Origin of the sequence: Halomonas sp. 72 (assembly GCF_052379785.1) — a bacterium.
GTDB lineage: Bacteria > Pseudomonadota > Gammaproteobacteria > Pseudomonadales > Halomonadaceae > Vreelandella > Vreelandella citrativorans.
In genome coordinates, this window is record NZ_JBQSYY010000001.1 from 220,261 (window position 1) to 232,087 (window position 11,827).

Sequence of the window (11,827 nt, forward strand, 5' to 3'; positions counted from 1 at the left end):
ACGTCTCACCTCTTTACGATACAGACCCGCTACCAAATTACTTAAGCGTTCTTAACTGTTCGACATCGTCATAGTAGGCAATTCGGGTTTCTTCCTCGGCAGGCGGTCCGACTACCGGCTCCGCTACGTCCACGTTTGGCACTGCATCCGACAAATCTTCCAGATGCTCGTGCTCAAGCGCCCCTTGGACAAGCTCCTCGGTAATCACAAGCTCTGCCCCGGCCGCAGTCATGGGCGTCGTCGCGGTAAACGGCGCCACCGGCATCGGGGCGGGGCGCACGCTGCGCCGCCAGGCAAAAAAGAGCAGGAAGAACAGGCTGAGCCCGCCAAATGCCCAGAACAACCCGGCATCGCCCACGGCTGTCATAACGGGTGAAATCATCAGCGGGCTTAAGGTTGCCCCGATAGAGTTAATCAGCAAAAGTCCTTGGCTCATACGTACAAGCGCCCCGGCGGGTGCTCGGTCGGCAGCATGACTGACGGCCACGGGGTAGAACGCAAACACTCCACCGCCCAGCAAAAACAGTAGTACCGCCAGCAGCGGCGTGGAGAGCGGTAGCCAAAGAATTGCTGCCGACACCAGCACACAAAAACCACTGATCCCGATAAGTACCATTTGGCGGTCGTGACGGTCTGACCAGCGCCCAATCGGATACTGCAGCAGCATGGCTCCCAGCACCACCAGCGCCATCATCTGGCCGACCTGATTCACGCTCATTCCAATGCGCTGCAAATAAAGGGGCAGCAAGGTGTACGCCGCCGCGACCACCATGCCCGACCCCAGGCTACCCAGCACGCCCGTTGGGGTTAACATGATTAATCGATAAGGAGGCAGCGGTTCGGCGTGCTCAATCAGAGGGGTAACACGCGGAATCATCGCCATTGGCAGCACAGAAAGCGACGCCAGCATACCGATCACCATAAACGGTGCCGTCCCGCCCATGGCATTGGTGACGCCCAGCAATAGCTGACCAATGACACCGGCGGCGTAAAGCGAAATCATGTAGAGCGCCAACAGGCGGCCACGCACTTTTTGCTCGCCTGCCGTGAGCAGCCAGCTCTCAATGACCAGATAGACACCGACCGTTGCCCAGCCGCCAATCAAGCGCAATGCAAACCAGGCCCAAGGGTCAAAAAAGAGCCCTTGAAGAAGCACCGTCACGGCAACCAGCGAGGCGAAACTGCCATAGGCGCGAATGTGCCCAATACGTAGCAATAACCGGTCGTTAAACAAGGCGCCCAAGGCCAGGCCAATAAAGTACGCTGACGAGACAATCCCGATCACCGTCGCAGACCCGCCTGCCGCATCCAGGCGTACCGTGATCAAGGTAGCCAAAAAGCCGTTGCCAATGCCTAAAATAAACAGGCCCAACAGAGGCGCAAACGCCATAGCCAGTAATTGCCGCGACATGAAAACCTCAACTTGCCAAACACGTTGTCAAAAAACAGGGTCAAAAAAAGCGGACATAGCTGTTTAAGGGCCGTTGCCACCTTTTACACAACCACAGGCAAGAAACGGGCGCGCAATTATTGCCCTGGATAGCATAAAGTCAACGCTTTTTCATAGCCTGTTCGTATCGATTAGTGTTTTCTCAAAATAACCGTATCTTTTTCAGGAAATTCGACTGTTAGTTGATGCTGCGCGGCCCACCATTCAAAGGTTGCCTCACTGAAAAAACAGATATGGGTGGGGTCATTAATATAGTGCCAGTTGGCAAATGCTGCTTGAGTGGTCACTCGCTTGGTCATGATGCCCAGATAGCCACCAGGGAGTAGCTGAGCCACCAACTGCGCCAGCACCTTTCCGGGCATGGCTAAATGCTCAACGACTTCAGTCGCGGTGATAAAATCATAGGTGTTCTGCAAAACGGACATGTCGGGCGCATAGAAGATGTCGAACACCGTCATGGGGTGGCCAACTTCCTCGAACATCACAGACAGCGTGGGGCCAGGCCCTGAACCAAAATCCAACCCGTTGGCACCTTTCGGCAGTTTGGCTAGCAACGGGGTGAACAAGCGCCCTAAAAATCGCCGGTATCCCATATCTTGCGGTGAATTTTGATGCTGGTCATACTCTGCTTTTTCATCCGCTACGCTTAAATGCTGCTCGGACGGCACAAACACCAGCCAACACGTGGCACACTGGTAATATTCACGACGATGATTTTGATGATAGAGCGAGACCTTAATTTCACCGCATAGCGGACAGCATTGCATCGTCGTATTCTCTGGTTTTCGGTTTTGCATTTAAGGAAAGAGGCATGCTCTCAGGCTTGGATCATCTTGTTGTTACTGTCACAGATATGGGTCGCGCGGTTGATTTTTACTCGCGAGTTCTCGGGCTAGACGTACGCTATCGTGATGCCCAACGGGTAGATTTAATGCTGGGCGATACCGCCCTACGACTCCATCAAACCGACACCGACATCGAGCCTATTTCTGCAACCCCTACGCCAGGCAGCCTGGATTTATGCCTACGCTGTCAATTGCCGCTGGATGAATTCAAACAGCATCTAGACGTGCTGGGCATTGAGGTTGAACTTGGCCCGGTGGCTCGCCAGGGCGCCAATGGCGCGATCGAGTCCGTTTATCTGCGCGACCCCGATGGTAACCTTTTGGAGATTTGCCGCCCGGCTCGCTAATGTTACCGCCAGTTAGTGACTAATGCTTAGCGACGTCGTGCAAGGTATTATAGGGCGTTAAGAACCTTCGCTTTATTGTCTCATCCGTATTAAAGGTAAAAAGACATGCAAGATAACCGTCATGACTCGCCGATTGAAGGCGAAATTATTTCAGAACACTCCACCGCCGAGCCAAGCAAGCAGCACGACACCACAATGGCCATGGTGGTTTATGCGCTTTATCTGGCAAGCTTTGTTGTCGGCTTCACCTCGGTTGTCGGCGTCATCATTGCCTATGTCTATCAAGGCAAAGGCCCGGCCTGGCTGGACGAACACTACCGCTATCAGGTTCGCACCTTCTGGATTGGCTTGCTGTACGCAAGCATTAGCTTCCTGCTTACCTTTGTACTGATCGGCTTCCCGCTTTTATTTGCGCTGGCGGTTTGGTTTATCGTTCGCTGCGTTAAAGGGTTTAAAGGCTTACAAGATAAACGTGCTCCGAGTAATGTGGACAGCTGGTTAATCTAACGAATGACGGAACACGCAACGACATCAGACAAGCGACTCTCCCGAGCCACGGCGATTGCGTGGCTTTGGCGAAGGCTTTCGCGCTGGCCCCTGCCGCGCCTGTGGCGTTTTGCCTCCACGCTTGGTCCTCTCGTTTACTGCTTTAGCCGCCGTGAGCGAAACGTCACCGATATTAATCTTAAGGTGGTATACCCCGCGCTTGACCAGCGTAAGCGCAGGGCGCTCGCTAAACAGAGCCTTCGTCACTCCACCGCCACCATGATGGAGCTGGGCTATGCCTGGATGGCGGAGCCTGCCCGCGTTGAGGCGAGTATTATTGAAGTGCATGGCCGCGACAAGCTGGACAGCGCACGGTCGCAAGGCCAAGGCGTTATCGTTCTGGCGCCGCATTTTGGTAACTGGGAAGTGTTGAATTTCTGGCTTTCCAGCCATTTCCCTTTCACCGCTATGTACGAGCCTCCCAAAATAACCAACCTTGAGCCGATTATTCGCCATGGCCGCGAACGGATGGGCGCGCAGTTAGTGCCCACTAACCCGCGGGGCGTTGCAGCACTGCTTAAAGCACTTAAGCGCAGCGAGGCCATTGGCATTCTGCCTGACCAGGAACCCGACTGGGGCAGCGGCGTCTTTGCGCCGTTTTATGCACGCGATGCGTATACCGCCACGCTACTCCCCAAACTGGTAGCGCGCACCCAGGCACGCGTTGTCACAGGCGTTGCCCTGCGCCTGCCTGGTCGCGGCTTTGCTATCCATTTTCTGGACGCCGACGAGCGGGTGTATAGTGCTGACGAAACAGTGTCTGCGAGCGGGGTTAATGCCAGTGTTGAAGCGTCAATTGCGCTGGAACCCGCCCAGTACCAGTGGGAATACAAGCGCTACCGCAAAGTCATCGAAGAGCAGCAGCAAAACCCCAACGCCAACGACTTCCGGCTTTACTAAACTCTGCCTGAGAGATGCTGATAGACCTTATCAGTACCTCTCATCGTCATGGCGTGCATAGACATCATCGAGCCTTTCGATATCGTCTTCCCCCAGATAGGCACCCGACTGAACCTCAATCAGCTCTAACGGGATTTTACCGGGGTTCTCTAAGCGGTGAAGTGTGCCAATCGGAATATAGGTCGATTGATTTTCACTGACTAGAAAGCTGCGCTCTCCCACGGTTACCTGTGCCGTTCCGCTTACCACGACCCAATGCTCGGCGCGATGATGGTGGCGTTGAAGGGAGAGTCGGCCGCCGGGTTTCACCGTAATATGCTTAACTTGGTAGCGCTCACCACTATCAATTGCTTGAAAGTCACCCCAGGGGCGATGTACCTGGGGCGTTGACTGAAGCTCGTGGCGCCCTTTACTGGCTAACACCGCGACTAATTGTTTTATGTGCTGGGCCTGGTCCCGATGCGCCACCAGCACGCTGTCAGAGGTTTCAATCACAAGCAAGTCGTTAACGCCCAGCGTGGTCACCAAGCGGTGTTCGGCCATCACGAGTGAATTCGTGGTCGAGTGCAAAAGCGCATCACCTTGCACCACATTGCCCGCTTCATCCGCCGCGGCCATCTCCCAAAGCGCATCAAAACTGCCTACATCGCTCCACTGAGCATCAAGGGGGATGACGGCCGCAAAACGGCAGTGCTCCATGACGGCATAATCAATCGAATTGGCGGGGCAGCGCTGAAACGGCGCTTCAGCGAGCCTTAGAAAATCCAGATCGCTGTGAGCGCCATCAACAGCGGCCCGGCAGGCAGACAGCATCTCGGGTTGAAGGTCCGCTAGCTGCTCAAGATATGTCGAAGCGCGTAACAAAAACATGCCGCTGTTCCAAAGCGTATCGCCTTGTTCAAGCAGTTGAGCGGCGCGCTCGGCATCCGGTTTTTCAATAAACGAGGCGAGCCGATAGCCCTTTTCCAATGCATCACCACAGGCGATATAGCCATATCCCGTTTCAGGATGCGTAGGCACAACGCCAAAGGTGACTAAATAGCCCTGCTCTGCCAAGGGCACGGCCCACTCGACACTTTGTTGAAAAGCGCTCACATCGCCAATGACATGATCCGCCGGCAAAACCAACAACAGCGGATCGTCTCCTGCGGCCCTGGCTAACAACGCCGCACAGGCAATCGCAGGCGCTGTGTTACGCCCTTCTGGCTCTAGCACAATACGCCCCGCCTGGTTCGCTTCACGCAGTTGCTCAGCCATAAGGAACCGGTGCGCCTGATGGCCCATAATAAACGGCGGTGTCGTACTTATCCCTTCCAGGCGATCCAGCGTTTGCTGAAGCAGGCTCTTCGACGAGGTTAAGCGCAAAAACTGTTTGGGCATTTGCTCGCGTGAAAGCGGCCACAGCCGTGTGCCGCTTCCCCCGCATAGAATCACCGGCTGAATCATAGTCTCGTCCTTGTAGGCAAAGTGTTACCGGCTGCCAAATGCTTCCCGTAACCAGTGGCGAAGCTGGCTCATTCGCGCAGCCTTTTCAGGGTTATCCAATGACGGCAGCGTGCCCTCCACAAATCCATACGTGCGAAAAGGCGCCAATAACGCTGGGTCACCTCTACAGCGTAGTCGACAGACCAAGCGTAATGATCACGTATCCGCTCACTATCCTGCCAGACCACCTCCGGTGGGTCACTCGCTTGCTCCCAAGGCGCAAAAACAGCCCAGCGGCGCCTGCAAGCATCGCGCAAAATGCCCATATTTGGCCTACATTACCTACTAGCAAGTGAAAGATTGAGCGCAACAACGGCAGGTCTACATAAACGTTAAGCGGGCGTCCAAATGCCGTGTAAGTGGCGGCATTACCCAGGTTGGCGACCATACGCTAGATGAACGGTGTGCATAAAGGATTTAGTGTACAAAATTTGTTTAAACATACTGATAGTAATGTTAGCTCACCCTGTTTTAGTCAGCCGTCGAAAGGAACTCGCCTATGCGCTGTACGACGTTGAAGAGCCCGGAGATCGGAAAGTGGATATTACTGCTTGGCTGCTTTACGGCATTGCCAGCCAGTGCCCACACAGATGACCATTTCAATGCGGTCATTGAGCAGGCTAAAGAGCTTGCTGAACAGGCGTATCAAGCACCTGAAGAATCACTACCCTCGGCCCTAAAAGAGATTGATTACGACACCTATCGACAAATCCGCTTTTCGCCCGACCAGGCCTACTGGCGTGATGAAAGCCCCTTCAATTTACAGTTATTTCATAGCGGGTTTATTTTTCAAACGCCTATCACGCTGAACATCATTGAGGGCGATGACGCCACTCCGCTGCCCTTCTCCAGCGATGATTTTCAGTACGATGACAATGCCGAGTCGCTTCTTGAGCAGGATTTAACCGGCAGTGGCCATGCCGGATTCCGGCTGCACTATCCCCTCAACAATGACGATTACGCGGATGAGTTCGCGGTCTTTTTAGGCGCCAGCTATTTTCGCCTAGTGGGCCAGGGTCAAACCTACGGATTATCAACGCGAGGATTAGCGATCGACACAGCGTCATCTGAAAAGGAAGAGTTTCCAGCCTTTCGGGAGTTTTGGCTCTATAAGCCAGGCGAAGATGCCGATGAAATTACGCTACTCGCGCTGCTCGACAGTCCATCGTTAAGCGGTGCTTACCGCATAACGCTGCGCCCTGGTGAACAAACCGATGCTGAGATAGAAGCCGAGCTATTTGCCCGTCACGATGTCGCCAAGCTAGGCATAGCTCCGCTTACCAGCATGTACACGTTTGGCGAGTCTAGCCATGAAAGGTTTGATGATTTTCGGCCACAGGTACACGACTCTGATGGATTATTGATACATACAGGCGCTGATGAATGGATTTGGCGCCCCCTCCGTAATCCTCAAGAAACACATATTTCAAGCTTTGTGGATAACGCCCCCCACGGTTTTGGGCTGATGCAGCGTGAGCGCGACTTTAGCCGCTATTTGGATATGGAAGCGCATTACCATCAACGGCCCAGCCAATGGGTAGCGCCTATTGATGCATGGGGCGCAGGTCATGTTGAGCTAGTAGAAATACCCACTCCGGATGAAACCCACGACAATATTGTTGCCTATTGGGTCGACGATGAGCCGCTTAACGCTGGGGACTCACGCCACCTTCATTATCACACCTACACACTCAATGACGCCCAGGACCACGCCGTAGGCCGGGTCATTCGCACCCGTCATGGCAAGACCACCATTGAGGGAAGCGCCAGTGAAGGCGCTACAGTAGAGCGCCAGTTTGTTGTCGATTTTCAAGGCGGTGCGCTTGATGACATTGCCCCAGATCAACCCGTCGAACTCGACATTAGCACCCAAACCGGCAACGTCACGCAGCCCCATGTTATGCCGCTCCCCAATAACATGTGGCGCGCCAGCTTTCGAGTTCCCCCGGGAAATGAGCCAACTGATATCCGCCTGCGTTTAATGCTCAATAACCAGCCCATTAGCGAAACCTGGAACTATGTGTGGTATCCCGATGCGTAAATCTATTGAACTTACCCCGTTGATTCCGTGGTTGGCCTTTCGTCGCGCATTGCTGGCCGTGCTCGTCATCAGTTCCAGCATTGCTGGCTGTGTGGCGATGTTCAAGGTTATTTCCTTTTTGGAAATAGGCTGGCAAATCACCATGTTGGTACTGTTTGCACTAACGTTTAGCTGGATCGCCTTGGCGTTTTGGGGCGCGGTGTTCGGTTTTATTGTGTGCGCCCTGCGGCTAGATCCCTTAAGCCTGCGTCGGCAAGTGCCGCTTTCGCCTAACGGCAATTTACTGGTGAGTAAAACAGCGCTGGTCATGCCGATTTATGCAGAACCTCCCATCCCCACTATTGCAGGCCTCGAAGCGACCTGTCGCTCGCTAATTGAGCAGGCACACACCTCCTCGAACCCTCCTGAGACACCCTTAAGCGAACACTTCGACGTCTTTATTCTGAGTGATACGCAGGACCTCGACAAAGCCCAGGAAGAGGCCGCCCACGTGGCAGCACTTCAGCAGCGCCTTGCCGGTCAGCTAGCGGTTCACTACCGTCGTCGAGAGAGCAACCATGAGCGTAAGGCAGGTAATATTGCCGATTTTTGCTGCCGCTGGGGACGCCGCTACGACTATATGGTGGTTCTGGATGCGGATAGCCTGATGAGTGGCGAGACGCTGTTAACGCTAGTTCACCGCATGCAGCGCGAGCCCAGTGTCGGCTTGATTCAAACCGTGCCGATTCCGGTTGGCCAGCGCACGCTGTTTGGCCTTTTCACCCAGTTTGCCTCTGCACTTTACAGCCCGATGCTGGCCGCAGGCCAAAGCTTCTGGCAAGGCGATGCTGCCAACTACTGGGGGCATAACGCCATTGTGCGCACGCGCGCCTTTATGGCCAGCGCAGGCTTGCCTACCATTCCCGGCAAACCGCCACTTGGCGGAGAAATTCTTAGCCACGATTTCGTGGAGGCCGCCCTGTTAAAAAGAAGTGGCTGGCAGGTACTTCTTGATACCACGGCCACCACCGCCGTTTCACGTCATGACCCGTATGCCAGCGCCGCTCATAACAGCTTTGAGGCCATGCCCAGCAATATGCTCGACTTTGCCAAGCGTGATCGTCGTTGGCTGCAGGGAAATTTACAGCATCTACGTTTGCTAACGGGCGCGGGCTTTCATCCCATCAGTCGGCTACATTTTTTCTTCGGCGCCTTTGCCTATTTATCATCGCTTGTGTGGCTCGCTCTGCTGGTGTGTACGAGCCTTCTGGTCGGCTACCAGGCGATTGATGAGCCGACAGAGCAAATGCTGCCCAAATCGTTATCCGTAGGACTACTGACCATTACCTTGGGGATGCTGCTGGCACCCAAGTTTTTGGGGTTTTTACTGGCACTCGGACAGTGTCCGCATGCCTTCGGTGGCAGGCTTAAGCTATTCACCAGCATGGTATTGGAAATACTCTTTGCCGCGTTGATCGCTCCCTTGATGATGGCATGGCACAGCCTGTTTATTATCACTGTGCTGCTAGGGCGCTCTATTGAGTGGCAAACCCAACCCCGAGGCGAGCGCTCTTTACCTTGGGGAGAAGTGTGGCAGCATGCTGGCTGGATGACACTATGTGGCCTTGCCTGGGCGGGAGCTGTCATGCTGTTTTCCGCCTCAGCCTTTGGATGGCTATCGCCGGTATGGCTAGGCCTGCTGTTAGCCGTGCCGATCATCAAGTACTCCAGTAGCAGCACGTGGGGCGGCGTTATCAATCAGCGCTTAGGGCTGCTAAAAACGCCTAGCACGCGTTTGAGCCCATCTTTGCTGGATGAATTTAACACCCTTATGGCGCGCGACAGCTCAACCTTGCCTGCCATGGCCGATGGTTCTCCGTATGTTCTTAATGCGCTGCCTTCTGAATTGTCTGGCGAGATGCCGCCTCAGTCGCTAAACCAGTTTAGCGTCCACGCACCGTCGTCCCCGGCTGCCCAGACGAAGGAGCCTCATTAATGCTTGGTCAGCTAGCACATCGGCTAAGCCGTTCGATGCTGGTTTAACGCAGCCTGAGGTTGGCCACAGGTGCAGATGGCTTGGCCTCGGGAGACCTGTATGCCTGCCGAGTGGATCATCCCCTACCCACGCGCGCCCACAGCGGGTGATGGTATGTGACAGCTTTTCAAACGTTAATTTTCGACCTAACCTGCCAACAGCGCTGTGGTTTCAAGCACAGGCGCTATGGTTACAAAAACGTGTTTACTAAAACGTTTATCAGAACCAAGTATCACACCCTCCATACCAAGCTCCGTTACAAGGAGCTTATGCCAGGAATTCAGGATTTATGATTTACGATTGGCAAGCGCTTAGTGTTCCCGAGTTAGCGGCGGTCGCCGAGCGCGACCCTGTCGCCGTTTTAGTGCTGGGCGCGATTGAGCAGCACGGCACACACCTACCGTTAGGCACGGACCTGATTATTGGCGAAGGACTGCAGGCTGCGATGCTGAGCGTTCTTGACCCCGCTCTAGAGGTCGTTTGCTTACCCTCTATTGCGGTGGGCGCAAGCGACGAGCACGCTAACTTCTCTGGCACGCTTAGCCTTCCTGCATCGCTCGCGATTGCCACGCTTGAGGCGTATGGGAAATGCGTCGCGCAGGCGGGTATTAACCGGCTGGTACTCATCAACAGCCATGGCGGTAATAAAGCCATTATGGAGTTGGCCGCGCTCACCCTACGCCAGCAGTTTAATATGCGCGTCGTTAAAGCGACGTATACGCGGCTACCACCGCTTGAAGGTGCGGTTGATGCCCAGGAGCTGCGTTATGGATTACACGGCGGGCTGCTTGAAACCGCCATGATGCAATACCTGGCGCCAACCACCGTCAATCTGGACAACTATCAGGCTGCCCCGCTCGGCACGTTAGAAAATTGCCGTCTGGTAGGCCCGGAAGGAGCCGCCGCATTTGCCTGGCTTGCCGAGGATTTAAGCCAGCACGGCGTGGCCGGTGATGCCCACCAAGCCACGTCGGCATTGGGTGAGCGTCTGGTACACCATTACGCTGAGCAACTGGCAACCGTGATCACGGAAACAGCTCGGCTGCCTGCGTTTTAAGTGCGTTAGCGCCCATGTCGGCCTAATACGTCGCCGAAAAGATGGCCGGCTCGATTGGCTTTTGCACTCAGGTAGCGATGATTCTGGTCGGTGACGCTCCCATAAAGTGCTTGACGCGATACCACCTCAATTCCGCCTTCACGCAGGGCAGCGATCTTCAATGGATTATTCGTCAGTAGCTGCACTTGAGAGATCTGCAGCGCATTAAGCATGTCCACCGCCACGGCGTACTGGCGCTCGTCGTCACCAAACCCCAGCACCTGGTCAGCATCCATGGTGTCCAGGCCACCATCTTGCAGAGTATAGGCGCGCAGCTTATTGGCAAGCCCAATGCCCCGCCCCTCCTGGGCCAGATAAAGTAGTACACCTCCCCCCATGGCCTGAATGTCCGCCACGGCATTACGCAACTGCTCGCCGCAATCGCAGCGCAGGCTGCCAAATAAATCGCCGGTCAGGCATGCAGAATGCAGGCGTAAAGGAACTGCCCCTTCCAGCGTTTCAGGCTGTCCGATTACGACCGCCACATGCTCGCGTAGCCCATCCGGCTCGCGGAACAGCACAAAGCGACTTTCAGCAGCGTCTTCCAGCGGAATCCTGGCTTCGCTCACCCGTTTCAGCATACCCGGTGCACCGGCTAGGCACTTTGCAGCGTCTCTCGCATCAACCTCCAACAGTTTGCCTTGAGCAATTTTCTGCGCCACCGATTCAGCCGCCGGGTCACTCACATCGGCACATAGCGCGGCTGGAATTAGCAAAGCACGGCGCATGAGTGCGACCGCGCCACGCTCACCTGGTCCTGCGGGTTTAAGGCCACTTAATAAGGAATGCGCGGGTCGACTTGCCGTTTGAATCACCGCGAGCGCCTGCAAATCATCTTCGCTCACATGCTCAACCAATGGCAAACAGGCTGCTTCCGCCGTTAGTGACATGCCCATCGCCTCTAGGCGATGGCGCGTTAATACCAGAGAGGGTCGCGTCCCTGCGAGTTTGGCCAGCATATCGACCGACTCAATGCCCTCTAATGCCTGTACCAGCAGACGCTTTTCCCCCGTATTAAGCACAACCGGCAGCCCACGGCGAATGTCGAAAATAGCGCGTTCAATGTGATACATAGTGGCCTCCTGATTGCCTGGTGCAGCGGG

Annotated in this window: 10 protein-coding genes; 6 read left to right on the forward strand and 4 right to left on the reverse strand. The window is 54.9% G+C overall.

All coding sequences use genetic code 11. The features are described from left to right. Positions 1-37 precede the first annotated feature (37 nt). The gene (locus ACT3T6_RS01045; protein WP_193054508.1) at positions 38-1,411 is read right to left on the reverse strand and encodes an MFS transporter; all 1,374 of its coding nucleotides are present in this window, start codon (positions 1,409-1,411) and stop codon (positions 38-40) included. Positions 1,412-1,581: 170 nt separating this feature from the next. Further along, on the reverse strand, positions 1,582-2,217 hold the full coding sequence (locus ACT3T6_RS01050) for a class I SAM-dependent methyltransferase (RefSeq protein ID WP_193054507.1): 636 nt from the start codon (positions 2,215-2,217) through the stop codon (positions 1,582-1,584). Positions 2,218-2,261: 44 nt separating this feature from the next. On the opposite strand from ACT3T6_RS01050, the gene ACT3T6_RS01055 reads away from it, so the two are divergent. From ACT3T6_RS01055 to ACT3T6_RS01065, 3 genes are all read left to right on the forward strand, one after another. Beyond that, a complete protein-coding gene (locus ACT3T6_RS01055; RefSeq protein WP_087109765.1) occupies positions 2,262-2,642 on the forward strand; it encodes a VOC family protein in 381 nt (126 codons plus the stop codon). 105 nt (positions 2,643-2,747) lie between these two features. After that, entirely contained in the window at positions 2,748-3,149 is a 402-nt protein-coding gene (locus tag ACT3T6_RS01060) for a DUF4870 family protein (RefSeq protein WP_193054506.1), read from the forward strand. A gap of 3 nt (positions 3,150-3,152) precedes the next feature. After that, positions 3,153-4,088 (forward strand): lysophospholipid acyltransferase family protein, encoded by a 936-nt coding sequence (locus ACT3T6_RS01065; RefSeq protein WP_193054505.1) that lies wholly within the window; start codon positions 3,153-3,155, stop codon positions 4,086-4,088. Between the two features lie 30 nt (positions 4,089-4,118). Here ACT3T6_RS01065 and ACT3T6_RS01070 read toward each other — a convergent pair whose 3' ends face one another. Then, positions 4,119-5,534, reverse strand: a complete 1,416-nt coding sequence (locus tag ACT3T6_RS01070; RefSeq protein ID WP_193054504.1) for a mannose-1-phosphate guanylyltransferase/mannose-6-phosphate isomerase — start codon at positions 5,532-5,534, stop codon at positions 4,119-4,121. 538 nt (positions 5,535-6,072) lie between these two features. Between ACT3T6_RS01070 and ACT3T6_RS01075 the strand changes: the two genes are divergently transcribed. The 3 genes from ACT3T6_RS01075 (at position 6,073) to ACT3T6_RS01085 (ending at position 10,685) form a co-directional block, all read left to right on the forward strand. Then, positions 6,073-7,614: a glucan biosynthesis protein gene (locus ACT3T6_RS01075; RefSeq protein ID WP_193054503.1), complete on the forward strand. Its 1,542-nt coding sequence runs from the start codon at positions 6,073-6,075 to the stop codon at positions 7,612-7,614. Further along, a complete protein-coding gene (gene mdoH / locus ACT3T6_RS01080) occupies positions 7,607-9,589 on the forward strand; it encodes a glucans biosynthesis glucosyltransferase MdoH (RefSeq protein ID WP_193054502.1) in 1,983 nt (660 codons plus the stop codon). Before ACT3T6_RS01075 ends, mdoH begins: the two co-directional genes overlap by 8 nt. Before the next feature lie 328 nt (positions 9,590-9,917). Continuing rightward, positions 9,918-10,685, forward strand: coding sequence for a creatininase family protein (locus ACT3T6_RS01085; RefSeq protein WP_172117301.1), 768 nt, complete (start codon positions 9,918-9,920; stop codon positions 10,683-10,685). 5 nt (positions 10,686-10,690) lie between these two features. On the opposite strand, the gene ribA is transcribed toward ACT3T6_RS01085, so the two are convergent. Then, positions 10,691-11,797 carry a GTP cyclohydrolase II RibA gene (ribA, locus tag ACT3T6_RS01090; protein WP_193054501.1) on the reverse strand — a complete coding sequence of 369 codons (1,107 nt, stop codon included), beginning with the start codon at positions 11,795-11,797 and terminating at the stop codon, positions 10,691-10,693. Between the last annotated feature and the right edge of the window lie 30 nt (positions 11,798-11,827).